The organism is Lysobacter hankyongensis, from assembly GCF_039543145.1.
Lineage (GTDB): Bacteria > Pseudomonadota > Gammaproteobacteria > Xanthomonadales > Xanthomonadaceae > Lysobacter_I > Lysobacter_I hankyongensis.
This window is the reverse complement of record NZ_BAABJE010000012.1, coordinates 1-24975: the sequence shown is the minus strand read 5'-3', so window position 1 is coordinate 24975 and position 24975 is coordinate 1. Positions and strand designations below refer to the sequence as shown.

Annotated in this window: 14 protein-coding genes; 8 read left to right on the top strand and 6 right to left on the bottom strand. The window is 67.0% G+C overall.

Annotated features, from left to right (window positions below):
* The coding region (locus tag ABD974_RS11825; protein WP_345303538.1) for a beta strand repeat-containing protein at positions 1-4570 on the bottom strand (4570 nt) is incomplete at its 3' end.
* 433 nt (positions 4571-5003) lie between these two features.
* On the opposite strand from ABD974_RS11825, the gene ABD974_RS11820 reads away from it, so the two are divergent.
* The gene (locus ABD974_RS11820) at positions 5004-8735 is read left to right on the top strand and encodes an indolepyruvate ferredoxin oxidoreductase family protein (RefSeq protein WP_345303537.1); all 3732 of its coding nucleotides are present in this window, start codon (positions 5004-5006) and stop codon (positions 8733-8735) included.
* 81 nt (positions 8736-8816) lie between these two features.
* Here ABD974_RS11820 and ABD974_RS11815 read toward each other — a convergent pair whose 3' ends face one another.
* The 3 genes from ABD974_RS11815 to ABD974_RS11805 all read right to left on the bottom strand — a co-directional run bounded on the left by ABD974_RS11815 (position 8817) and on the right by ABD974_RS11805 (position 12829).
* On the bottom strand, positions 8817-11144 hold the full coding sequence (locus ABD974_RS11815) for a M56 family metallopeptidase (RefSeq protein ID WP_345303536.1): 2328 nt from the start codon (positions 11142-11144) through the stop codon (positions 8817-8819).
* On the bottom strand, positions 11141-11524 hold the full coding sequence (locus ABD974_RS11810) for a BlaI/MecI/CopY family transcriptional regulator (RefSeq protein ID WP_345303535.1): 384 nt from the start codon (positions 11522-11524) through the stop codon (positions 11141-11143). Before ABD974_RS11810 ends, ABD974_RS11815 begins: the two co-directional genes overlap by 4 nt.
* A gap of 84 nt (positions 11525-11608) precedes the next feature.
* Positions 11609-12829, bottom strand: a complete 1221-nt coding sequence (locus ABD974_RS11805) for a hypothetical protein (RefSeq protein ID WP_345303534.1) — start codon at positions 12827-12829, stop codon at positions 11609-11611.
* A gap of 110 nt (positions 12830-12939) precedes the next feature.
* Here ABD974_RS11805 and ABD974_RS11800 point away from each other — a divergent pair, with 110 nt between their 5' ends.
* The 3 genes from ABD974_RS11800 (at position 12940) to ABD974_RS11790 (ending at position 14364) form a co-directional block, all read left to right on the top strand.
* A complete protein-coding gene (locus ABD974_RS11800; protein ID WP_345303533.1) occupies positions 12940-13338 on the top strand; it encodes an I78 family peptidase inhibitor in 399 nt (132 codons plus the stop codon).
* Positions 13339-13420: 82 nt separating this feature from the next.
* Positions 13421-13930, top strand: a complete 510-nt coding sequence (locus ABD974_RS11795; RefSeq protein WP_345303532.1) for a guanyl-specific ribonuclease — start codon at positions 13421-13423, stop codon at positions 13928-13930.
* A complete protein-coding gene (locus ABD974_RS11790; protein WP_345303531.1) occupies positions 13927-14364 on the top strand; it encodes a barstar family protein in 438 nt (145 codons plus the stop codon). The genes ABD974_RS11795 and ABD974_RS11790 overlap by 4 nt, the downstream gene beginning before the upstream one ends.
* Before the next feature lie 138 nt (positions 14365-14502).
* On the opposite strand, the gene ABD974_RS11785 is transcribed toward ABD974_RS11790, so the two are convergent.
* Positions 14503-15777, bottom strand: a complete 1275-nt coding sequence (locus ABD974_RS11785; RefSeq protein ID WP_345303530.1) for a TCR/Tet family MFS transporter — start codon at positions 15775-15777, stop codon at positions 14503-14505.
* Positions 15778-16010: 233 nt separating this feature from the next.
* Between ABD974_RS11785 and gltB the strand changes: the two genes are divergently transcribed.
* The 4 genes from gltB to ABD974_RS11765 all read left to right on the top strand — a co-directional run bounded on the left by gltB (position 16011) and on the right by ABD974_RS11765 (position 23972).
* Complete coding sequence (gene gltB / locus ABD974_RS11780; RefSeq protein WP_345303529.1) at positions 16011-20504, top strand: glutamate synthase large subunit; 4494 nt, start codon at positions 16011-16013, stop codon at positions 20502-20504.
* Positions 20505-20643: 139 nt separating this feature from the next.
* Complete coding sequence (locus ABD974_RS11775; RefSeq protein ID WP_345303528.1) at positions 20644-22137, top strand: FAD-dependent oxidoreductase; 1494 nt, start codon at positions 20644-20646, stop codon at positions 22135-22137.
* Positions 22138-22365: 228 nt separating this feature from the next.
* On the top strand, positions 22366-22758 hold the full coding sequence (locus ABD974_RS11770) for a hypothetical protein (RefSeq protein WP_345303527.1): 393 nt from the start codon (positions 22366-22368) through the stop codon (positions 22756-22758).
* A 122-nt stretch (positions 22759-22880) separates the two neighbouring features.
* A complete protein-coding gene (locus ABD974_RS11765; protein WP_345303526.1) occupies positions 22881-23972 on the top strand; it encodes a toll/interleukin-1 receptor domain-containing protein in 1092 nt (363 codons plus the stop codon).
* A 345-nt stretch (positions 23973-24317) separates the two neighbouring features.
* Here the strand turns inward: ABD974_RS11765 and ABD974_RS11760 are convergent, their stop codons facing one another.
* Positions 24318-24620: a lipase family protein gene (locus tag ABD974_RS11760; protein ID WP_345303525.1), complete on the bottom strand. Its 303-nt coding sequence runs from the start codon at positions 24618-24620 to the stop codon at positions 24318-24320.
* Positions 24621-24975 lie beyond the last annotated feature (355 nt).

Here is a 24975-nt window from a genome sequence, read left to right as displayed (position 1 = left end):
CCGCGGTGTTGCCGCTGGGCGCGGCCGCGGTCTTGTCGACCGTCAGCGCAGGCGTCTGCGCGATCGGCGTGCTCGTCGTGTCCGGCGGACTCGTCGTCGTACCACCGCCCGGCGGCGTGCCGGTCGCGGTCGCGCTGTTGTTCACCACGCCGGCGTTCACTTCCGCCTGCGTGATCGTGTGCGTGCCCGTGCACGTCGTGCTCGCGCCCGGCGCCAGCGTCGTCACCGGGCACACGGCCGCGGCGTCGAGGTTCGCGTCGTTGATCGCGATCCCCGTGATCGTCACGTTGCCCGTGTTCGTCACCAGGAACGAATAGGCGATCGTGCTGCCCGCGGTGTTGCCGCTCGGCGCGGCCGCGGTCTTGTCGACCGTCAGCGCCGCCGTGAAGGTGATCGGGGTCGGACCTTCCGTGTCCGTGCAGCGCGCAGCCGCAGGACAGGTCGGATCACCACCGCCACTGACGGTTGCGGTGTTCGTGACGTTGGGCAGGGCCGCTTCGGTCGGCGTCACCGGAATCGTGAAGCTCGTGCTGCCGCCCGCGGCCAGACCGGCCGGAACCGTGCAGGTTACCGTCTGGCCCGCGGCCGTGCAGCCCGCAGGCAGCGTGCCGATCGTCAGACCCGTCGGAATCGTGTCGGTGATCGTCGACACCGCGGTCGTCGCCGCCGTGCCCGTATTGCTCACCTGCAGCGTGTAGCTCGCCGGCACGCCGACCGTGAACGATGCGGCCGAAGCCGTCTTCGTCAGCGTCAGCTGCGGCGCATTCACCGGCGTCGGACCTTCCGTGTCCGTGCAGCGCGCAGCCGCCGGACAAGTCGGATCACCACCGCCGCTGACCGTCGCCGTATTGGTCACGCTCGTCCCGGCCGCCAGCGTCGGCGTCACCGGAATCACGAAGCTCGTGCTGCCGCCCGCGGCCAGACCCGCGGCAATCGTGCAGGTCACCGTCTGGCCCGCAGCGGTGCAGCCCGCCGGCAGCGTGCCGATCGTCAGACCGGTCGGAATCGTGTCGGTGATCGTCGACACCGCGGTCGTCGCCGCCGTGCCCGTATTGCTCACCTGCAGCGTATAGCTCGCCGGCACGCCCACCGTGAACGACGCGGCCGAGGCCGTCTTCGTCAGCGTCAGCTGCGGCGCATTCACCGGCGTCGGACCTTCCGTGTCCGTGCAGCGCGCGGCCGCAGGACAGGTCGGGTCGCCACCGCCGCTGACCGTGGCCGTGTTGGTCACGCTCGTCCCGGCCGCCAGTGTCGGCGTGACCGGAATCACGACGGAGCTGCTGGCACCCGGGGCGAGTGCGACCGTAAAGATGCAGGTGACCGTCTGTCCGGCCGCGGTGCAACCACCTGGGAGCGTACCGATCGTCAATCCGGCCGGGATGGTGTCCGTGACCGTGATGTTGCCCGAGGTCGTCGCCGTGCCGGTGTTGCTCACCTGCAGCGTATAGCTCGCCGGCACGCCCACCGTGAACGACGCGGCCGAAGCCGTCTTTGTCAGCGTCAGCTGCGGCGCATTCACCGGCGTCGGACCTTCGGTATCCGTACAGCGCGCGGCCGCAGGACAGGTCGGATCACCGCCACCGCTGACCGTCGCCGTATTGGTCACGCTCGTCCCGGCCGCCAGCGTCGGCGTCACCGGAATCACGAAGCTCGTGCTGCCGCCAACGGCCAGACCGGCCGCAATCGTGCAGGTCACCGTCTGACCCGCAGCGGTGCAGCCCGCCGGCAGCGTGCCGATCGTCAGACCCGTCGGAATCGTGTCGGTGATCGTCGACACCGCCGTCGTCGCCGCCGTGCCCGTATTGCTCACCTGCAGCGTATAGCTCGCAGGCACGCCGACCGTGAAGCTCGCCGCGCTCGCGGTCTTCGTCAGCGTCAGCTGCGGCGCGTTCACCGGCGTCGGGCCTTCCGTATCCGTACAGCGCGCGGCCGCAGGACAGGTCGGATCACCGCCACCGCTGACCGTGGCCGTGTTGGTCACGCTCGTCCCGGCCGCCAGCGTCGGCGTCACCGGAATCACGAAGCTCGTGCTGCCGCCCGCGGCCAGACCCGCCGCAATCGTGCAGGTCACCGTCTGACCTGCAGCGGTGCAGCCCGCAGGCAGCGTGCCGATCGTCAGACCGGTCGGGATCGTGTCGGTAATGGTCGACACCGCGGTCGTCGCCGCCGTGCCCGTGTTGCTCACCTGCAGCGTGTAGCTCGCAGGTACGCCGACCGTGAACGATGCGGCCGAAGCCGTCTTCGTCAGCGTCAGCTGCGGCGCATTCACCGGCGTCGGACCTTCCGTGTCCGTGCAGCGCGCGGCCGCAGGACAGGTCGGATCACCACCGCCACTGACGGTTGCGGTGTTCGTGACGTTGGGCAGGGCCGCTTCGGTCGGCGTCACCGGAATCGTGAAGCTCGTGTTGCCGCCCACGGCCAGACCCGCGGCAATCGTGCAGGTCACCGTCTGACCCGCAGCGGTGCAGCCCGCCGGCAGCGTGCCGATCGTCAGACCGGTCGGAATCGTGTCGGTGATCGTCGACACCGCGGTCGTCGCCGCCGTGCCCGTGTTGCTCACCTGCAGCGTGTAGCTCGCCGGCACGCCGATCGTGAACGACGCGGCTGAGGCCGTCTTCGTCAGCGTCAGCTGCGGCGCGTTCACCGGCGTCGGACCTTCGGTATCCGTACAGCGCGCGGCCGCAGGACAGGTCGGATCACCGCCACCGCTGACCGTCGCCGTATTGGTCACGCTCGTCCCGGCCGCCAGCGTCGGCGTCACCGGAATCACGAAGCTCGTGCTGCCGCCCGCGGCCAGACCCGCCGCAATCGTGCAGGTCACCGTCTGACCTGCAGCGGTGCAGCCCGCAGGCAGAGTCCCGATCGTCAGACCCGTCGGAATCGTGTCGGTGATCGTGCTCGCCGCGGTCGTCGCGACGCCGCCGCTGTTCGTCACCTGGAGCGTGTACGACGCCGGCACACCTACCGTGAAGCTGGCCGCGCTCGCGGTCTTCGTCAACGTCAGCTGCGGCGGCGGCTGCGGCGAGTTCACGCACACCGCGTTGTCGCCGGCGGCGCCGTTTTCCTGGCCGATCGGCAAAGACACGGCGTTGTACAGGCCGCTGCCCGGTGTCGGCGTCACCGCGCAGACGGTGGGCGGCGTATTGGCATTGAAGACGTAGCTGATGGTGACGTTGAAGGTATGCGTCACACCCGCGCCGATCGAGGTTCCGGCCGGCGCGAGCTGATACGCGCCGGGTCCGGCCTGCGAGCCGCTGGGCGGTGCGCCCGTGCCGCTGGTCGTCCAGGCGATTCCCGTCTCGGTGATGCTCGCCGGGAAGACCGGCGAATCGCTCAACGCGCCATAGGTGCCCGCAGCGGCACCGCTGTTGGTGACGGTCACGGTGTAGGTGACCGTGTAGGTCCCGGCGACCGAGGGGCCGGTGGCCGTACCGGCCACCTTGGCGATGTTGATGACGGGACGGTTCACCGGCGTCGGGCCTTCCGTATCCGTGCAGCGCGCAGCCGCAGGACAGGTCGGATCGCCACCACCGCTCACGGTGGCGGAGTTGGTGACGCTGGCCGCCGCGCCCGCGGTCGGCGTGATCGGAATCACGAAGCTGGTGCTCGCGCCGGCCGCCAGACTGGCGACGGTGCAGGTCACGGTCTGGCCCGCGGCGGTGCAGCCCGCGGGCAGCGTGCCGATCGTCAGACCGGTCGGAATCGTGTCGGTGATGGTGCTCGACGCGGTGGTCGCGGAGCTGCCGGTATTGGTGAGCTGCAGCGTGTAGCTGGCCGGCACGCCGACGGTGAACGACGCCGCGCTGGCGGTCTTGGTGAGCGTCAGCTGCGGGCGCGTGACCGTGGTGTTCACGCTGCCGGTATTGCCGCCGGCGCAGGAAATGGGCGCGCCCGAGCAATCGGGGTCGCTCACGCCGGTGGGCGGAATGACGGTGGCGGTGTTGGTGATGCTGGCCGCGGCGGCGGCGCCGACGGTACAGGCGATCGTGAGCGTGGCGTTGCCGCCGGAGGCGATGGCCACGCCGGTCCACGTGCCGGTGCCGGTGGCGCCCGAAGCGATGGTGCCGACGGTGAACGTGCCCGCGGAAGGCGTGAAGCTGCAGCCGGTGAGGCCGGCGGGCAGGCTTTCCTGGATGGAGAAGGTGTTCGAGGCGAGGATGGCGCTCGGGCCGCCATTGCTCACGGTGAGGGTGTAGGTCAGCAGCTGGCCCACCGCGACCGGGTTCGGGCTGGCGGTCTTGACGAGACTGAGATTGGTGGTGCGGGTGATGGCGTCGCTGTCGGTCGCCGAATTGTTCGCGTTGTTGGGATCGGTCACGGTCGCCGGTGGCGTGATCGTGGCGCTGTTGACCGCGTTCTGCGACCACGCGAGCGGACTCGCGACGAGCGCGAGACAGAACACGATGATTGCGGCGACCGAACGGCGCGTGGTTCCAGCGATGCGAGTCGAATTGGCCAGCACTTGATGCTTCCCCTTGGCACGTCCGCCCCGACGCGTTTGTGCCCTTGTCCCGATGACACGGCGCCGCGATTCCCCAGGCGCCGCTACTTGGTTGTGATACGACTTCATGCAACACCCGGATGCGAACCGGGAGGCGCACGACAGAGATGGCCGACTGTTCGCCGGTCCCCTGCCTCACGCCAATGTGACGGAAAGCAAATATCGAGCCAATGCGGCTCGTTCGCGGCAGAAAAGCCGCTATCCCCATGATCCGGCACGCAATCGGGGCAGCCTGAACGTTGCCCACAGGCGCGTTGCCAGTCTGCATATTGGGTCACATTTTGAACGTTTGTGCCAACAGCGTCCCGGTTCGAGGGTCGACCCGTACGGATTTTCGGGCCCCAACCAGGGACCGGCTTCCCGGTTGAACCGAACCCCGCTCCTCGCCCAACCCCCTGTCCCTGCTAGAATTTTCGCTCCAGTTTCCGCGCCACCCTTCCGTTTTCGTCACTCCGCCACACGCGGGCGCCGTCCGTCGGCACCGCCAGGGACGCCAGATCTCATGACCAGCCCCATCGACCTTCACGCGCCGGCCGGCGCGCCCTCGCCCGCCGCCGACCATCCGGCCGTCGATCGGGAGTACACCCTCGACCACAAGTTCACCCGAACCGAGGGACGGATCTACCTGTCGGGGGTCCAGGCGCTGGTCCGACTGCCGTTGATGCAACGCCTGCGCGACCAGGCGGCCGGGCTGAACACCGCCGGCTTCGTCAGCGGCTACCGCGGCAGCCCGCTCGGCGGCTTCGATCTGGAACTGTGGCGGGCGAAGAAGCATCTGGCCGAGGCCGGCGTGAAATTCACGCCCGGGCTCAACGAAGACCTGGGCGCGACCATGGTCTGGGGCACCCAGCAGACCAATCTGTTCCCGGGCGCCAAGGTCGATGGCGTGTTCGGCATGTGGTACGGCAAGGGCCCGGGCGTGGACCGCTGCGGCGACGTGTTCAAGCATGCGAACGCCGCCGGCACCTCGAAGTTCGGCGGCGTGCTGGCGCTCGCGGCCGACGACCACGCCTGCCGCAGCTCGACCCTGCCGCACGGCAGCGAGGGCGAATTCCAGTCCGCGCTGATGCCGGTGCTGAACCCGGCGGGTGTGCAGGACATCCTCGACATGGGTCTGATCGGATTCGCGATGTCGCGTTACACCGGTCGCTGGGTCGGCTTCAAGACGATCGCCGAAACCGTGGAATCCTCGGCCTCGGTCGACGTCAATCCGCTGGCGCTGCGGATCGTGACGCCCGACGACTTCGAGATGCCGCCGGGCGGCCTCAACATCCGCTGGCCGGACCCGCCGCTCGATCAGGAAATGCGCCTGCATCGCTACGCGGTGAAGGCCGCGCAGGCGTTCGCGCGCGCCAACCGGCTCGATCGCGTGGTCATCGATTCGCCGAACGCGCGCCTGGGCATCGTCACCACCGGCAAGAGCTACCTCGACGTGCTGCAGGCGCTGGAATATCTCGGCCTCGACGCGCGCGCCTGCGCCGATCTCGGCATCCGCGTCTACAAGGTCGGCATGACCTGGCCGCTGGAACCGATGGGCATCCGCGCGTTCGCGCGCGGGCTGCAGGACATCCTGGTGGTCGAGGAGAAGCTCAGCTTCATCGAAAGCCAGATGAAGGAACTGTTCTACAACTTCGACGGCATCAATCAGGACAACAGCCGGCCGTCGATCGTCGGCAAGTTCGACGAGAGCGGCGAGTGGATCCTGCCCAGCACCAACGAACTGACGCCGGCGCGCATCGCCGGCGTGATCGCGCGCCGCATCCAGCGCTTCCATGACTCCGAACACATCCGCGGCGTGCTGCGCTGGATGGAGGAGAAGGAAGGCGAACTGGCTCTGCCCCGCGCCAGTTTCCCGCGCGTACCGCACTACTGCAGCGGCTGTCCGCACAACACGTCGACGAAGGTGCCGGAAGGCTCGCGCGCGCTCGGCGGCATCGGTTGCCACTACATGGTCACCTGGATGGACCGCAACACCGACACCTTCACCCACATGGGCGGCGAAGGCGTGACCTGGTGCGGCCAGTCGGCGTTCACCGAGAACGAACACGTCTTCCAGAATCTCGGCGACGGCACCTATTTCCACTCCGGTTCGCTGGCCATCCGCCAGTCGATCGCGGCCGGCGTCAACATCACCTACAAGATCCTCTACAACGATGCGGTGGCGATGACCGGCGGCCAGCCGGTGGACGGTACCCTCACCGTGCCGCAGATCGCCCAGCAGATGCGCGCCGAAGGCGTGTACACCATCGCGGTGGTCAGCGACGACATCACCAAGTGGACGCGCCAGCGCTACCTGTTCCCGAACGACGTCGAATTCTTCGACCGCCGCGAACTGGACGAGGTGCAGAAGAAGCTGCGCAAGACCAGGGGCACCAGCGTGCTGATCTACGATCAGACCTGCGCCACCGAGAAGCGTCGCCGGCGCAAGCGCGGCAAGCTGCCGGATCCGCAGAAGCGGGTCGCGATCAATTCGCTGGTGTGCGAAGGCTGCGGCGACTGCGGCGTGAAGAGCTTCTGCGTGTCGGTGCTGCCGAAGGAAACCGAATACGGCCGCAAGCGCGACATCGACCAGAGCAACTGCAACAAGGACTACAGCTGCGTCGAAGGGTTCTGCCCGAGCTTCGTCACCGTGCACGGCGGCCAGTTGCGCAAGGGCAAGAAAGCCAATGCCGCGGACCGCCTCGACGATCTGCCGATGCCGACGTTCGCCAGCGATCTCGACAGGCCCTGGAACATCCTCATCACCGGCGTCGGCGGCACCGGCGTGGTCACCATCGGCGCGCTGCTCGGCATGGCCGGGCATCTCGAGCGCAAGGGCGCGACCGTGCTCGACCAGACCGGCCTCGCCCAGAAGGGCGGCGCGGTCACCACCCACATCCGCATCGCGAAGACGCCCGACGACATCCACGCCGTGCGCATCGCCGCCGGCGAGGCCGACCTCGTGCTCGGCTGCGACATGGTCGTGGTCAACGACTACTGGGCGCTGTCGAAGATCCGCGAAGGCCGCAGCCATGTCGTGCTCAACAGCTACGAGGCGATGCCCGGCACCTTCACCACCCGTCCGGACATGCAGTTCCCCGCGGCCGACATCGTCTCCGCGATCCGCACCGCGCTCGGCGGCGACGCACCGGCGTCGGCACTGCAGCTCATCGACGCCACCCAGTTGGCGACCGCATTGATGGGCGACGCCATCGCCGCCAATCTCTTCATGCTCGGCTACGCCTGGCAGCGCGGCCTGGTGCCGATCTCCTTCGACGCGATCATGCGCGCGGTGGAACTCAACGGCGCCGCGGTGCAGATGAACAAGACCGCGTTCGCGTGGGGCCGGCTCGCCGCGATCGATCTGCCGGCGGTGGTCGACGCCGCAGGCATCGTCAAGAACGCGCCGACCGCCGCCGAAGCCACGCCGCATGCGCTGCCGCTGCTCGCGCCGACCGCTTCCGAAGGTCGCGAATCCGGGCTGATGCCGCAGACCGCGAACCTGCGCAGCGGCGACGAACTGCGCCATGTCCCCGAGCACGACCACGCCGGCGCCGGCCTCGCGTTCCTGCCGCTGGACGACGCGCGCCTGTCGCGCTCGCTCGACGAGATCATCGCCCGCCGCGTCGCCTTCCTCACCGAATACCAGGACGCCGCCTACGCGAAGCGCTACCAGGATCTGGTCGCGAAGGTACGCGCCGCGGAACAGGCGAAGGCCCCGGGATCGACCGATCTGTCCGAAGCGGTCGCGCGCTACGCGTTCAAGCTGATGGCGTACAAGGACGAATACGAAGTCGCACGGCTGTACACCAGCGGCGACTTCCAGCGCCGCATCGAACAGCAGTTCGACGGCGACTACAGGATCCACTTCCACCTCGCGCCGCCGCTGCTGGCGAAGAAGAACGCGCAGGGTCAATTGATCAAGCAGGAATTCGGGCCGTGGATGTTCAAGGCCTTCAAACTGCTGTCGAAACTGCGCGGCCTCCGCGGCGGCACCTTCGACATCTTCGGCTACACCGAAGAGCGGAAGATGGAGCGCCGGCTCATCGCCGACTACTTCGCCACCGTCGAACGCCTGCTCGCGTCGCTGGACACCGGCAACGCCGCGCTCGCCGCCGAGATCGCCTCGATCCCCGAACACATCCGCGGCTACGGCCACGTGAAGGAAGCGCACCTGCACAAGGCGAAGGCGCGCGAGGCGGAGCTGCTCGCGAAATGGGACGCCGGCCCGGTGGAGACGCGCGCGGCGGCGTGAGACCGCATCGGCAGCGATACGCAAAGGCCCCGGGAACCCGGGGCCTTTTTTGTGGCCGGTGTCGATGCAAGCAGCGGGCGATCAACTGCCGTAGAACCGATCCAACGCCTTCTCCGCTTTGCCGCGTTCGTGGTCCGACATGCCGCGCGTGACCGCGCGATAGTCTTCGATCAGCACCGGATCGTTCGGCATCGTCGCGGCCAGTGCGTTCAATACTTCGCCGCGTTCGAAGTCCGACGACATCGCGCGCACGCTGCGCAGGATCGCGCGGCTGCGTTCCGCGCTCGGCGCGCCGCCGCGGATCAGCGCGGCCAGCGCTTCACGACGCTCGAAGTCGGAAGACATCGCGTCGACGGCCGCGAGATAGTCGGCGTCGGGCAACGGCACGTCGGCATCGGCCGCGGCTTCCAGCACCGAGCGGCGTTCGAAGTCGCTGCTCATGCCGCGCATCGTGCGCAGCGCGAGGGCGAGCGCCGCGGCGCGCGGCTGGCCGTCCTCGATCACCGCGGTCAGCGCGCGCTTGCGCTCGAAGTCGCTCTCGAGACCGCGCAGCGCGCGCGACCAGCCATCGGCGTTGCCGCCGTCCACCGGCAGTTTCGCAGCGGCTTCGATGAGCCACTCGGCACGTTCGAAATCCGAATCGATCTCCGCGGCGATCGACAGCAGCACGGCCTGCTGCGGCGACGTCACCGGGCGCGACAGCGCGATGCCGAGCGCGCGACGCTTCTCGAAATCGGAGCGGATCGCACGCATCAGAGTCAGCGCTTTCGCGGTCTGCGCGTCGTCGGGATCGCCTTGCGCGAAGAACTGCCCGAGGTATTCGGCGCGGACGTAATCGCCGTGCAGCAGCGCGATCTCGGCGAGCAGCGCGTCGGCGCCGCCGCGGGCGAGGATGCGCTTGGCGCGCGCTTCCGCGTCGAGGGCGCTGAGCCGGTAGATCTGCGGGATGGTCGCCGCCAGCCAGGCCTGCGCGGCGGCGTCGAACGGATGCGCCTTGCCATCGATCTTGTATTCTCGCGTCGCGCCGGCTTTGCCCGGCGTCATCCGCAGGCTGCGCGACACGCCGGCATGCGTCTGTTCGATGTCGAACACCGCGCCGCGGCCGAGCGTGGCGACATCGCTCTCCGCGTCGTTGAAGGCGACATCGCCATCGATCACGACCCGCAGGGTCTCGCCCACGCCGGGCATGTCGGAACGGATCGCGTGGGTCTGGCCGTTGTGGCGGATCGTGATCGACAGATCGTGTCGTTCGAACAGGCCGGGAATCATCCCGGGGCGCGCGACCACCATCACGCCCGGCAGGGCGAGGAGTGCGAACAGCGCGAACGCGGCGGCGGCCCAGCGCCAGCGCACCGGAATCGTCGAAAGTCTCATGTGCGGGTTCTCCAGAAGTGTGCGGACGCGCGGCACGATGCCGTCGCCGCGTTCGGCCATCGCAAGTGCCAGCGCGGCACCGCGATCGAAAGAGGTGTGGCACCGGTCGTCGGCGGCGTGCGCGCTGCGCGCGAGACATTCGGCAAGGCATTCGGCCAATGCCCGGCCCGCGCCGCGCTCGGCCGCGGCGCGGTCGCACAGCGTCTCGGCCAGCGTTTCCAGCCGACACAGCGCATGCCACGCCAGCGGGTGGAAGAACAGCGGCACCAGCGCCAGGCGCTGCAGCGGACGCCACAGCGGATCACGGCGATCGAGGTGCGCGAGTTCGTGCGCGAGCATCGCGCGTCGCTGCGCGACATCGAGCGACTCGGCCCAATGCGGCAACAGCACCACGCCCGGCAGCACCATCGGGCTGTTCAGTGCCGGCAGCACGCGCAGTTCGGGTACGCTCACGCCCATCTCGTCGACGAGATCCCGCAGCAACGCGGTGGTCGCAGTGGACGCCGGGCGACCTTCGCGCAATACGCGACGGCGCATCCGGAACAGCGCACGCATCTGATGCAGCACCCGCAACAGCAGCACGACGCTGCCCAGGCACCACAGCAAAAGCGCGAGCAGCAGCGCATCGGTCGCCACCGGCAGCGCAAGCGCGGGGACGACATCGCCCGCAGGCACGAGCGCATCCGCGGCGCGGCGCGTGGCGATGGCGGCGGCGGGCGGATTGGCGGTCATCTCGGCCGGCAGGTGGGCGCGCGGCGCAGGCGCGGTCCGCGGCGCAGGCGCTTCGGCGACGACGGGCGACACGGCCGGCGATCGCAACGCATGGAAAGGCACGGCTTCGATCGCGACCGAGACGAAGGCGCCGAACAACGCGATCCGCCAGGCGAGTTCGGCCCAGTGCGGATGCTTCAGCCAGCCGGCGCGCTCCATCGCCCACACCGCGCCGAGCAGCACGGTCGCATGCAGCGCGAAGGCGAACAGCAGACCGCCGAAGGATGCCAATGGCAGCGCCGTGGCGATGATCTCGTCGATCATGGCGTCTGCTCCTCGTCGGCGCGCTGCAGCAGCGCGCGGACCTGTTCCAGATCGCCCTGGGCCACGTCGCGCTCGCTCACCAGATGCGCCAGCAGCGCCTTCGGATCGCCGCGGAACACCTGCGCGATCAGGCTGGACACCATGTTGCGCCGCACCTGGGCCTCGGTCACGCAGGGCCGGTACACCAGCATCCGCCCGTCGCGGCGGGCCTCGACCACGCCGCGCTTCTCCAACCGGCTCAGCAGCGTGGCCACCGTGGTGTGGGCCAGATCGCGGTCGACCAGGGCCTCGGTGACCTCGGCCACGCTCAGCTCACCGGCCCGCCACAGCACCCGCATCAGGTCCAGCTGCAGGTCGCTCAATACGATGTCGTCGGCCATGCCGGCGATTCCTCTACAGGTGTAGTACTACAGTTGTAGAACACGATCCCGAGGCCGTCAAGAGGCCGGAGGTCACGGCGGGGCTCAGGGGTTCGTCGGGACGTCCGTCGCCGCAGGCACGGGCGCCGCGGTCCGGTGCCAGCTCAGGACCTCGTCCGCGGGAATGGTCGCCCGCGGCAGACGGTCGTCGTCGATGCCGCCGGGTACCGCCACGTAGACATGCGCACCGATGCGGGTCAGCACTTCGACGTTTTCGAGCCGATACGCGCCCGCTTCACCGCGGTGATCCGGCGTGCAAATCCGCTCGGGCCAGGCCGCATGCACGATCTCGCAGCCGCGCCCGGTGAGGACCAGATCGACGCGACGCATCATGCCCAGTCCAAACGCATTCAGGCCGCCATCGAGAATCGCCAGCGGCGCGCCCGAGTAGAACAATACGAGGCCGAGCATGGCGCCTCTCACCCACATTCCCTGCATGGAGACGATGCGGTAGGTCGCGTACAACATCCAATGGACGAACGGCACGAACAACACCGCCAGCACGGCCATCAGCGTATTGACGGCCCGCAGTTCGCCGTCGACGACGTAGAACGGCAGCACCGCGATCGGCCAGAACGCGAAATACAGCAGCGAGATCAGCGCGAACTGCCAGCGCGTGCGACGCAGCGTACGCAGCCTCCGGCGGACCTGCGGGATGTCCATGGACATCGTCGCGGCGAGGACGCCGACCAACGCGATCGCGAACATGCCGACGACCACGTGCTCGGTGACGCCCGTCGGCCAGATCCGGACACCGGCGAACAGCACGCCGACATAGGCCAGCAGCGTCGAGATCGCAGCGAGCATGAACCACGGCAGCGAACCCGCGCGCGGATGCCAGCCGAAGACCACGCTGCGACGCGCGCGCGGCGGATGCGCTGCGCGAGGCCGGTGGTGATACGACTTCAGCGACGTCCGCCTGGCGGTCGGATCCGACGCGGCAGGCTTCGGCGGCGGTGGCAGCAGATTCGATTCGATCCAGTAACCGATCAGCACCGATGGCAGCACGAGGATCACGATGAAGACGATCAGGCCACCCAACGAGAACAACAGCAGCGCGCCCAGCACCGTTCCCAGATCGCCGAACGACAGCGACGGCGCATAACCGATGCGCCAGAAATGCAGCAGCAGCGCGAAACCGGCGAAGGCCGGCAGCAGGGTTTTCCAGTGTTCCGCGAGCGACCGCAGCGCGCGACGGCTCGGACCGGGCGACGGCTCGGACGGCGTCGACGATGTCTCCGTCCCATCGCTGGATACTGCAGTCATGTCCGATCTCCCTTCGGCAACGCGTCCTGCGCCGGCAACCACCGCCGCGCTTTACGAAATCCTACCGCCGCCATGCATACTTGGCGCATCCCCTGCGGAAAGGAATTGCCATGTCGCCGTTGCCGCTGTCCCTGTTCGCGCTGTTCTCGATCGCCGCCTGCGCGCCCATGACGCCCGACTCCGCGCCCGACGCAGCGGCGCCCGACGCCGCACAGCCCGGTGCCGCCGATCCGGCCGATGCCGCCAGCGGCGGCGACACGCCGGTGAAGGGCCCGGAACCGCCGGGCATCGTCCGCCTGCCCGAGGGCGAGTGCGACGCCGCGCCCGCGCAGCGCTATGTCGGGCAGAAGGCCGACAGCACCGTGGTGCAGGCCGCGCTGACCGCGACCAGGGCCAAACAGGTCCGGGTCATCAAGCCCGACATGATGGTCACCATGGATTTCCGCAGCGACCGCCTCAACGTGCGGGTCGACGACGACGACAAGATCATCGCCATCACCTGCGGCTGAGCGTGCTGCATTTTGACGCCGATCAGCATCGGCGGCGTCGCACGGGCACAGAGTAGGCCGATCGCGGCAGGAGAGATCGACGATGCGTTCGAAATGGATCGCGGTGGTGGCCGTGGCCTTGCTGGCCGCGCTGGCATGGCAGAGCGCGCGCACGCCGGAAGCTTCGCCGCCCACGCCATCGGCGTCGTTGCCCAGCACCACCCCCGCCGATCCGGCGGCGCGCAATCCGCTGGAAACACCGCCGCCATTTGCGGAAACGGCGAAACCCGAGCCATCCGCGAACGCCGCGGGCTATCCGGATTACCTGCCGCCCGAAGCCATCGACACGCTGCAGACGATCGCGCGCGGCGGTCCGTATCCGTATCGCCAGGACGACGGCGTGTTCGGCAACCGCGAACGCCGGCTGCCGTCGCAGCCGCGCGGCTATTACCGCGAATACACGGTCGAAACGCCGGGTTCGCGCGATCGCGGCGCGCGCCGCATCGTCGCCGGCGGACGGCCGCCGACGGAATACTTCTACACCGACGATCACTACCGCAGTTTCAGGCGCTTCACGCTGGACGGCGGCTCCGCCACGGCGGAGGCGCGATGAACACGATGGAGCTCGGCGCGCTGCTGGCGGATCCGACCCAGGCCGGCGCCTATTTCGTCGATGCGCGCGATCGCGAATCGCTGGTGGAAGCCGGCGGCGCACTGCAGTTCGCGGTGTTGCCGGTGGACCTGCGCGCCTGCGCGGATGCCGCTGCGGCGATGCGCGAGATCGCGGAGACCCTGCGCTTTCCCGAATGGTTCGGCGACAACCTCGATGCGCTGGCCGATTGCCTCGCCGACCTGTCGTGGTTGCCATCGGAAGGCTACGTGTTGATGCTCGAACACACCGCCGACTGGCGCGCGCAGGATCCCGAGGCGATGGGCACGGTGCTGGAGATCCTCAACGACACCGCGGCGCGCTGGGCCGCGGACCGCATCCCGTTCTGGGCGTTCCTGCCGGTGTCCACGCGCGAGTTGGAAGCGATCAACGCCTAGGCTTTGCGGCCACCGCTTTTGCAGGAGCGCCGGCAGGCGCGACCTATGACGGAAAGAGTTTCCGCAGCCTTTCGCGCCTTCCGGCGCTCCTACAGAAACGATGCCGCGATGCCGCAATGCCGCGATGCCGCGGCGCGGTTATGGCGCCGGATCGGACACCGCGGGGATCGCATCCGCCGGCACCCGCGCATACCGCCACGCGACGACGACCGCGGCGGCCAGCAGCGTCGCCGCGATCAGGAACGCGATGCCCGGCAGATGCACCGGCGCACGCGGGCCGATGAAGTAACCGAACGAACCGGCGAACACCGCGGGCGCGGCGATGCCCGCCAACGACACCAGGCTGCTCAACGCGCCCTGGATGCGGCCCTGCACTTCCGGCCCCACCTGACGCGTGATCAGCGCTTGGGTGGCCGGCGCCGCGATCGCCCACAGCGCGCTGATCGGCAGGCCGAGCATGAACACCCAGCCGACACCGGCGAAGCCGTAGATCACGAAGCCGACCACGCCGCAGCACAGCCCGAACAGGATCGCGCGGCGTTCGCCCATGCGCTTCACCAGTTTGCCGACCAGGACCGCGTTCACGATCACGCTCAGCACGCCGACCGCCGCCAGCACGTAACCGGCCTCTTTTTCCTTCCAGCCGAAACTTTCGTCGGCGTACAGCACGAAAGTGCTCGGATAGACGTAGTGCGCGAAGTTGGCGACGAACACCAGCGCGACCAGGCCCCAGATCTGCGGGTAATTGCGCAGCAGATGCACCGAGCCCATCGGCTTGGCGTGCGCCCAGTCGAACGTCGCCGAGCGACGCTCCTTCGGCAGCGATTCCGGCAGCACGAACAGGCCGTAGGCGAAATTGATCAACGCCAGCACCGCCGAGAACCAGAACGGCAGACGATGATCGATGTCGCCCAGCAGCCCGCCGATCACCGGACCGATGATGAAGCCCAGACCGAACGCGGCGCCGAGCATGCCGAAACTCCTGGCGCGATTCTCCGGCGTGGTGATGTCGGCGATGTAGGCGTTCGCGGTGGTGAAGCTGGCCGAGGTGACCGCGGAGATCAGCCGGCCCACGAACAGCCACGCCAGATTCGGCGCCAGCGCCATGAAGATGAAATCGATGCCCAGCCCCAGGCACGAGAGCAGGATCACCGGGCGACGGCCGTAGCGGTCGGACAACGCGCCCTGCACCGGCGCGCTGAAGAACTGCACCATCGCGAACGCGGTGCCGAAGAGCCCGACCCAATAGGCTGCCGTGGACGTGTCGCCGCCGACGAAACTTTCGACCAGATGCGGCAGCACCGGGATGATCACGCCGAAGGCGAGCACATCGATCAGCACGGTGACGAAGATGAAAACGAGCGCAGCCTGACGGCGCGCACCGGCGAGGGGCGGATTGGCAGGCGAATTCACGGGCGGGGGCGGAGGACTGAGACGAAGGCCGCAGTCTACCCTGCCCGGGCGCCCGTCCGGCCCGGGCCTGCGACCAATGACCGACGCCTGCGCGGTCGCACCCCCGTTGCCGCAGTGCACCATTTGTGCTTTAGTCGGGTCATCCAGCGACAGGACCTCCGCGGACCTCCGGGCCCGCGAGGGAATCGTCGCCCTTCGATTCCTGGTGGTGTGATCGTCCCGGAGCCCTTCCGATGGAAAGCGACCAACGCGGCGGTACGCGTCTTTACGATTCGCGCGACGAGCGCGATGCCTGCGGTTTCGGGCTGATCGCCCATCTCGACGACCGCCCCGGCCGTGAACTGGTGACGCAGGCGCTGGATGCGCTGGCGCGCATGGCCCACCGCGGCGGCATCGCCGCCGACGGACTCTCCGGCGACGGCTGCGGGATCCTGCTGAAAACGCCCGACGCCTTCCTGCGCGCGCTCGCGGCCGAATCGGGCATCGCCCTGGGCCAGCGCTATGCCTCCGGAATCGTATTCATGCCGCACGACGACGACGCGATCGCGCGGGTGCGCGCCGCGTTCGCGCAGACCCTGCGCGACGTCGGCCTGGCGGTCTCGGGCTGGCGCAAGGTGCCGACCGACGCCTCGGTCTGCGGCACGCTCGCGAAGGCGACGATGCCCGCGATCGAACAGCTGTTCGTGGTGCCGGTGCTGGACGTGGAAGGCGCGCGCATGACCCGCGAGGCCTTCGCCCATGCGCTGTACCTCGCGCGCCGTCGCGCGGAACAGCGCCTGCGCGACGTGCCCGGCCTGCACGTGGTCAGCCTCTCGGCCAGCAACATCGGCTACAAGGGCATGGTGCTGCCGCAGTATCTGCCGCAGCTGTATCCCGATCTGCAGCGGCCGGAACTGGCGAGCAGCGCGGTCGTGTTCCACCAGCGCTTCTCCACCAACACCAGCCCGCGCTGGCCGCTGGCGCAGCCGTTCCGCCTGCTCGCGCACAACGGCGAGATCAACACCATCGCCGGCAATCGCATCTGGGCGCAGGCGCGCGCGCACGTGTGGCGCACCGGCACGCTGGATCCCTCCGAGTTCACGCCGGTGATCGAAACCGACGGCTCCGACTCACAGAGCCTCGACTCGATGCTGGAACTGCTGCAGGCCGGCGGCATGGATCTGCTGAAGGCGCTGCGCATCCTGATCCCGCCGGCGACGCAATCGCTGGAATACAAGGACGCCGACCTGCTCGCGTTCTACGAGTACTACGCGATCAACAGCGAGCCGTGGGACGGCCCGGCCGGCATCGTCGCCTTCGACGGCCGTTACGCCGCCTGCACCGTCGACCGCAACGGCCTGCGCCCCGCGCGCTGGCAGCTCAGCGACGATCGCGTGTTCATGGTCGCCTCCGAGGCCGGCGTGTGGGACGTGGCGCCCGCGCGCATCCTCGCCAAGGGCAAGCTCGGCCCGGGGCAGATGATCGCCGCCGATCTCGATGCCGGTCGCCTGCTCGACGCCGACGCCATCGACCAGATCAACCGCGCGCGCGCGCCGTACAAGCAGTGGCTGAAGCAGGGCATGACCTACCTGCACACCGAACTGGTCGACCCGAACCTCACCGCCGCGCCGTTCGACGCGAGCACGCTGTCCGGCTTCCAGAAACTGTTCCAGCTGACCCGAGAGGAACGCGAACAGATCCTGCGCCCGCTGGCCGAAACCGAGCAGGAAGCGGTCGGTTCGATGGGCGACGACGTGCCGATGGCCGCCTTGTCGGGCCAGCTGCGGCCGCTGTACGACCGCTTCCGCCAGGCGTTCGCGCAGGTGACCAATCCGCCGATCGATTCGCTGCGCGAAGACTGCGTGATGTCGCTCGGCACCCAGATCGGCGAGGAAGGCAACATCTTCGTCGACGGCCCCGAACAGGTCGCGCACGTGATGCTGAACTCGCCGGTGCTGTCGCAGCGCAAGCAGCGCCAGCTGCTGACGCTGCCGGCATTCCGCGATTCGCACCGCTATCTCGATCTGAACTTCAGCGCCGCGGAAGGCCTGCGCGCGGCGCTGCTGCGCCTGTGCGACGAAGCCGAATCCGCGGCCCGCGCCGGGGTGAAGCTGCTGATCCTCACCGACCGCCGGCCGCGTCGCGATCACCTGCTGGTGCACGCGCTGCTGGCCACCGGCGCGGTCCACCAGCATCTGGTCCGCCTCGGCCTGCGCTGCGCCTCGAACCTGATCGTCGAAACCGGCACCGCGCGCGACCCGCATCACTTCGCCTGCCTCATCGGTTACGGCGCGACCGCGGTGTATCCGTATCTCGCCTACCAGACCCTGCACGATCTCGGCGAACGCGGCATCCTCAAGACCAAGCACGGCGAAGCCACCCAGATCGGCCGCAGTTATCGCCGCGGCATCAAGAAGGGGCTGCTCAAGATCATCTCGAAGATGGGCATCGCCACCATCGGCAGTTATCGCGGCGCGCAGTTGTTCGAGATCGTCGGCCTCGACCGCGAGGTCGTCGATCTGTGCTTCACCGGCACGCCCTCGCGCATCGGCGGCGCCACCTTCGACCAGTTGCAGGACGAGACCGCGCACATCGCCGAACGCGCGTGGGACAACAACGTGCTGCCGGACATCGGCGGCCTGCTGCAGTTCACCCCGAACGGCGAATACCACCAGTACAACCCGGACGTGGTCACCACGCTGCAGCGCGCGGTGCGCAGTGGTCGGCGCGACGACTGGAACGCCTACGCCGATGCGGTGAATTCGCGCCCGCCGGCGGCGCTGCGCGACCTGCTCGCGTTCGACACCGCCAAGGCCACACCCATTCCGCTCGACGAGGTGGAACCGGTCGCGAACATCGTCAAACGCTTCGACACCGCCGCGATGAGCCTCGGCGCACTGTCGCCCGAAGCGCACGAAGCGCTGGCAATCGCGATGAACCGCCTCGGCGGCCGCAGCAATTCCGGCGAAGGCGGCGAAGACCCGCTGCGCTACGGCACCGACAAGGTCTCGAAGATCAAACAGGTCGCGTCCGGCCGCTTCGGCGTCACTCCGGAATACCTGGTCAACGCCGAAGTGCTGCAGATCAAGGTCGCGCAGGGCGCCAAGCCCGGCGAAGGCGGCCAGTTGCCCGGGCACAAGGTCAACGCGCTGATCGCGCGCCTGCGCTACGCGCGTCCCGGCATCGGCCTGATCTCGCCGCCGCCGCATCACGACATCTATTCGATCGAGGATCTCGCCCAGCTGATCTTCGATCTGCGCCAGGTCAATCCCGAGGCGCTGATCTCGGTGAAGCTGGTCGCGCACGCGGGCGTCGGCACCATTGCCAGTGGCGTGGCGAAGGCCGGCGCCGATCTCATCACCATTTCAGGCCACGACGGCGGCACCGGCGCCAGCCCGATCTCCTCGATCCGCTACGCCGGCACGCCGTGGGAACTCGGCCTGTCGGAAGCGCGCCAGTCGCTGATGGCGAATGGTCTTCGCGACCGCGTGATCGTGCAGGCCGACGGCGGCATGAAAACCGGTCTCGACGTGATCAAGGCCGCGCTGCTCGGCGCCGAGTCCTTCGGCTTCGGCACCGCGCCGATGATCGCGCTGGGCTGCAAATACCTGCGCATCTGCCATCTCAACAACTGCGCCACCGGCGTCGCCACCCAGGACGACAAGCTCCGCAGCGATCACTTCACCGGCCTGCCCGAACGGGTCGAGCATTTCTTCCGCGGCCTCGCAGAGGAAGTGCGCGGCTATCTGGCGCAGCTCGGCGCGCGTTCGCTCGACGAGATCGTCGGTCGCACCGATCTGCTGGTGCAGACCGCAGGCACGCTGCCGGTGCATCGCCTGATCGACCTGTCGCCGCTGTTGTCGCAGGACGGTCTGACCGGCCCCGCGCGCTGCGGCGTGCGTGCGCCGCAGGCGGCGCCGACCGGGCTCGCCGCGCAGCTCGACGCCGACCTCGCCGACGCGATCGCGCACAAGCGCGGCAACCACGCCTTCGACCAGCCGCTGCGCTACGCCATCCGCAACACCGACCGCAGCATCGGCGCGCGCCTCTCCGGCCGCATCGCCCGCGCGCACGGCAATCACGGCATGGCCGAAGCGCCGCTCTCGCTGCATTTCGACGGCAGCGCCGGGCAGAGCTTCGGCGCGTTCCTCGCCGGCGGCCTGCAGCTGGAGCTGGAAGGCGAGGCCAACGATTACGTCGGCAAGGGCATGGCCGACGGCCGCATCGTCATCCGCCCGCCGCAGGGCATCCGCTACACCGCGAGCGAATCCACGATCCTCGGCAACACCTGCCTGTACGGCGCCACCGGCGGCGAGCTGTTCGCCGCGGGCCGCGCCGGCGAACGCTTCGCGGTGCGCAACTCGGGCGCGCTGGCCATCGTCGAGGGCGCCGGCGACCACTGCTGCGAATACATGACCGGCGGCGTCGTGGTCGTGCTCGGCCGCACCGGCCTGAACTTCGGCGCCGGCTTCACCGGCGGCATGGCCTACGTCTTCGACCGCGACCGCGATTTCGTCGACCGCTACAACCACGAACTGATCGACATCCTGCGCATCAACGCCGAAGGGTTCGAACACCACCGCTCGCATCTGCTCGATCTGCTCGAACGCCACCAGCGCCTCACCGGCAGCGCGCACGCGCAGAATCTCATCGACAACTTCCGCGACTACCTCGGCAAGTTCTGGCTGGTGAAGCCGAAGGCGGTGAGCATCGAGGCGCTGGGCGAAACCCTCAGGAGGGCCGCGTGATGCGCTTTGCATCGGTAGAGCGGCCTTCAGGCCGCTGCCCCCTCCCCAACCCTCCCCCGCACGCGGGGGGGGGAGATTCGCGCGCAGCGCGAATGGGTGGGGGCCACGATCGCGTCGGCATAGATTCGCGGGTGCAGGCATGAGCAAGAAAACCCCCCAGGCCTTCCTGCAGTCGCAACGGCAGATGCCCGAGCGCGTGGCGCTGGAACTGCGGCAGCAGGGCGACTGGCACGAACTCTACGGACGCTTCGACGACGCCGAAGCGAAGAAGCAGTCGTCGCGCTGTCTCGACTGCGGCAACCCCTATTGCAGCTGGGGCTGTCCGCTGCACAACTACATCCCGCAGTGGCTGGAACTCGCGCGCGAAGGCCGCGTGCAGGAAGCGGCGGCGCTGTGCCACGAAACCAATCCGCTGCCCGAGATCTGCGGCCGCGTCTGCCCGCAGGATCGCCTGTGCGAAGGCAGTTGCACGCTCAACGACGGTTTCGGCGCGGTCACCATCGGCGCAGTGGAGAAATACATCGTCGACAAGGCGCTGGCCGAAGGCTGGCAGCCGGATCTCTCCGCCGCCACGCCCACCGGCAGACGCGTCGCCATCGTCGGCGCCGGGCCCGCGGGTCTCGCCTGCGCCGATCGTCTCGCGCGCGCCGGCGTGCAGGCGGTGGTGTTCGATCGCTATGAGCAGATCGGTGGTCTGCTGCAGTTCGGCATTCCGAGTTTCAAGCTCGAAAAATCGGTGATCGCCACCCGGCGCGCGACGCTGGAAGGCATGGGCGTCGAATTCCGCCTCGGCGTGGAGATCGGACGCGACACCGGCATCGACGCGCTGCTCGCCGACTTCGACGCGGTGTTCCTCGGCCTGGGCAGTTATCGTTACACCGACGGCGGCCTGCCCGGACAGGAGTTGCGCAACGTGCTGCCGGCATTGCCGTTCCTGGTGCAGAACGGGCGCATCGTGGTCGGCGAAGATGACATCAATGCCCGACCGATCGCCGGCTGGGAAGACCAGGTGCAGCTGCCCGATCTGCGCGGCAAGCGCGTGGTCGTGCTCGGCGGCGGCGACACCGGCATGGACTGCGTGCGCAGCGCGGTGCGCCTCGGCGCGGCGCAGGTCAGCTGCGTGTATCGCCGCGACGAAGCCAGCATGCCCGGCTCCGCGCGCGAGGTCGCGAACGCGCGCGAGGAAGGCGTGCAGTTCCTGTTCCAGCGCGCGCCGCTCGCACTGCTCGACGACGGCAATGATCATGTCCGCGCGGTGCGCGTCGCCGAAACGCGGCTCGGCGAGCCCGACGCCCGTGGCCGTCGTCGCCCCGAACAGGTGCCCGGCAGCGAAACCGATCTCGCCGCCGACATCGTCATCATCGCCTTCGGCTTCCAGCCCGACCCGCCCGCCTGGCTCGCCGCGCACGGCATCGCCCTGCACGACGACGGCCGCATCCGGATCACGCCCGCACCGCCGCCGCATCACCCCGCGCGCTTCGACGCCGCGAATCCCGTGTATCCCTACCAGACCGCGAACGCGAAGATCTTCGCCGGCGGCGACGGCGTCCGCGGCGCCGACCTCGTCGTCACCGCCGTGCAGGAAGGCCGCGACGCCGCGGCCAGCATCGTGCGGTTTCTGGCGACGGCGTAGGCCAAGCGCGAGCGACGCATCGTGGATGTCGGCGGGCGCATGCCCGCCGCATCTACGCTTGTCACTGTCATCCCGAACGCGGGCGATGCCTGCGGAGGGAGCTGTTATTTTCTGGAAAGAAGAACCTGTTGGTTTTAACAGGTTGGGTTGCGTTGACAGGGGTTTGGGGTGGGGCAGAGACTCTGGGCATGGCCCAAGTTGGGGTCTAATCACAAGTTAAGGCCACATATGAAGTACATCGATACGGCATTCGGTCAACTCGCCTTCGCCTGGAAACTTTACAACTACGGGTTGGAAGGAAAAATTGATCTTGCTGATCTCGATAAGCCAATCACGTTTCAGGAAGGGCATGAAGCTGGCGTAGCTCTTGCAAACCCAATACAAACAGAAATTGACCAGTTTTCATCGCTCACCTATCAGATTCGCAATGCTTTCGCACACGACATATCTGAGCCGCGCTGGAACATTACCAATCCCCGCTACGCCCGCGTCTATGAATTTGGCGGCATCCGCGTTGACTTAACAAATGTGGGTAATAAACACTTTGAGTACACAGACATCGGCGGTCCTGATGTGCTGTTCCATATGCGGGAGTTTGGGGCGAGCCGGGTGTGGCCCTAACAATTCGTTCAAGCCGACCCCGCATCGTGGTCGTCGGCCACGTGCCTACGCTACGCTAGCACGCGTCCGCCACCCCGCCGCGGGGCGGCTTGACTCAGGCGTTAGCCACCAGGAGAACATTAGTGGCACATCCAGAAGCATTAAATGCAGCAAAACTTGGAACATCTGCATTTCGATCTTGGCGTCTTGCTTCAGAAGTTGAAAGAGTTGACCTTTCAGGCGCGGATCTGCGTGGGGTTGATCTGCGTTGGAGCAACTTCGCAGGTGCAAATCTTGAAGGTGCCAAACTTGATGGCGCACTGCTAACAGGCGCCTACTTTGGTCCCGCATGGTTTACGCGAAGCGCACCGTTTTCTGGTCGGGCGGATGTGCCAGCTTGTCTGAATGGGGCGTCCCTATCTGACTCCGTTTTACTAGCAGCAACTTTTAATTATCCAGAGCTAAATGACACCAATTTTGATGGTTGCTACCTTGGCTTAGCAAACTTTCGGCATGCCGTTTTCACCCGCACTTCTCTGAATAGGGCGCAGTTCTTAAATACATCGCTTATGCACTGCGATCTTACAGACTCAAAATTTCTTTCAGAAATTGAACACTTAGGACCTTCTCACATCGACATCGAAACCATCGAGCTGAGCAAGAGTATATCCACCAGATTTCTCCAGCAAACGGGGATGTCGAAAGAGCGTGCTGATTTCCTATTGCGTTTGCATCCCGAGAAAATGCCTATAACCAATCACTCATTCTTTCTTAGCCACTCAACAGCGGACAAATCATTCTGTGATCGTCTCTACTCGCGATTGGTAGATGAAGGGATTCGAGTGTGGTATGCGCCTGAAGATATACGCGCTGGAGAACTAATCGCTAAGCAGCTTCTTCATGCAGTCAGGAAGCATGACAAATTGCTGATAGTTCTTTCAGAAAAAAGCCTTCGCAGCAACTGGGTTGCAAACGAACTTCGCTGGGCATTACAACGCGAAAATGAATCCAAAAGTCAAATGCTTTTTCCAATTTCGCTAGTGTCATTCGATCGGTTACAGCAATGGGAACTGATTGATCCAGATACTGGAATTGACATTGCGGCTAGGGTTAGGAGCTACTACTTACCAGATTTTTCTGATTGGCAGGAAAAGAATAGCTTTGATCAGGCTTTTTTACGCCTAATTAGAGATCTACGAATTTCAATCCAAGAAGGACAGCTGGCTGGTGGCTAACGATTCGTTCAAGCCGACCCCGCATCGTGGCGTCGGCCACGTGCCTGCGCTACGCTAGCAACAACTGGGGTCAGAGTGAGCCACCCCTGATTTCTCGGACACCCAAAAGTGAGGACAATCCTCGCACGGAGGTGTTCGATGCAGAAACGTCAACAGTTCACTACGAAGGATGCGCAGAAGCCAATGATCGTTGCTGAACCTGTTGCAGAACGGCCATCACGACTGCGCATGGCTCTCAACAATCAATCCCTCGGCGACAACAAACCTTAGCGTTGCCGGGGCGATGGGCATCTGGCCCCCCGCCCCTTCATAGATAGAAGGAACACCAGTCGAATACTTATGAGTTCACAACCACAAACTCATGTCGTGATTCTTCACGAGATTGAGCCAGGAAATCTGCGTGCCCCAGGTCGTGCAACCGTTGTTGGAGCCGACATGCTGCAATCCCACCGGGACATACCACACAGGGTCGCCATGTCGGCAGAACACGCTGATGCGACTGCTGCCGAGCACATCGACGAGTTGTGAGCGCAGACTCGCGTTACCGACGCGCGCCGGGTTGTAAACCTCCAACTTCACGCCCGTCTGATACCTGATCGTGAATGCGAATGCTTCGGCCATGCCACCGCCAAGACTGTGGCCCGTCACCCCAATGGTGAAACCAAGGCCGTAAGGCGCATACCCAACTCCCGTAGAACTCGTAGGGCGGGCTCAAGCCCGCCATGATCGAAGCTGTCGACCTGCGGCTCGCGTCGCGCGATGGGAGGCGGCGTTCTCTTTCGGCGGGCTTGAGCCCGCCCTACGATCCGAGTCGATCGAAAACAGATCCCTCGCCTGCGGCTCGGGATGACAGCGGTATCGCGGGAAATCGACCGCAACTAGACTCCCCGCGCAACCCGAACACACAAGCGATCAGGCGCTGTAGCCGATGACATGTCGGTTTGACCTGAGACGAATCATGTAGCCGATCGGCAGGTGAGTTCTCTACCCTCGACAGACCAAG

Coding starts and splice junctions, on each gene's coding strand:
- ABD974_RS11820 (WP_345303537.1), top strand. CDS start 5,004: ATGACCAGCCCCATCGACCTTCACGCGCCGGCCGGCGCGCCCTCGCCC.
- ABD974_RS11815 (WP_345303536.1), bottom strand. CDS start 11,144: ATGATCGACGAGATCATCGCCACGGCGCTGCCATTGGCATCCTTCGGC.
- ABD974_RS11810 (WP_345303535.1), bottom strand. CDS start 11,524: ATGGCCGACGACATCGTATTGAGCGACCTGCAGCTGGACCTGATGCGG.
- ABD974_RS11805 (WP_345303534.1), bottom strand. CDS start 12,829: ATGACTGCAGTATCCAGCGATGGGACGGAGACATCGTCGACGCCGTCC.
- ABD974_RS11800 (WP_345303533.1), top strand. CDS start 12,940: ATGTCGCCGTTGCCGCTGTCCCTGTTCGCGCTGTTCTCGATCGCCGCC.
- ABD974_RS11795 (WP_345303532.1), top strand. CDS start 13,421: ATGCGTTCGAAATGGATCGCGGTGGTGGCCGTGGCCTTGCTGGCCGCG.
- ABD974_RS11790 (WP_345303531.1), top strand. CDS start 13,927: ATGAACACGATGGAGCTCGGCGCGCTGCTGGCGGATCCGACCCAGGCC.
- gltB (WP_345303529.1), top strand. CDS start 16,011: ATGGAAAGCGACCAACGCGGCGGTACGCGTCTTTACGATTCGCGCGAC.
- ABD974_RS11775 (WP_345303528.1), top strand. CDS start 20,644: ATGAGCAAGAAAACCCCCCAGGCCTTCCTGCAGTCGCAACGGCAGATG.
- ABD974_RS11770 (WP_345303527.1), top strand. CDS start 22,366: ATGAAGTACATCGATACGGCATTCGGTCAACTCGCCTTCGCCTGGAAA.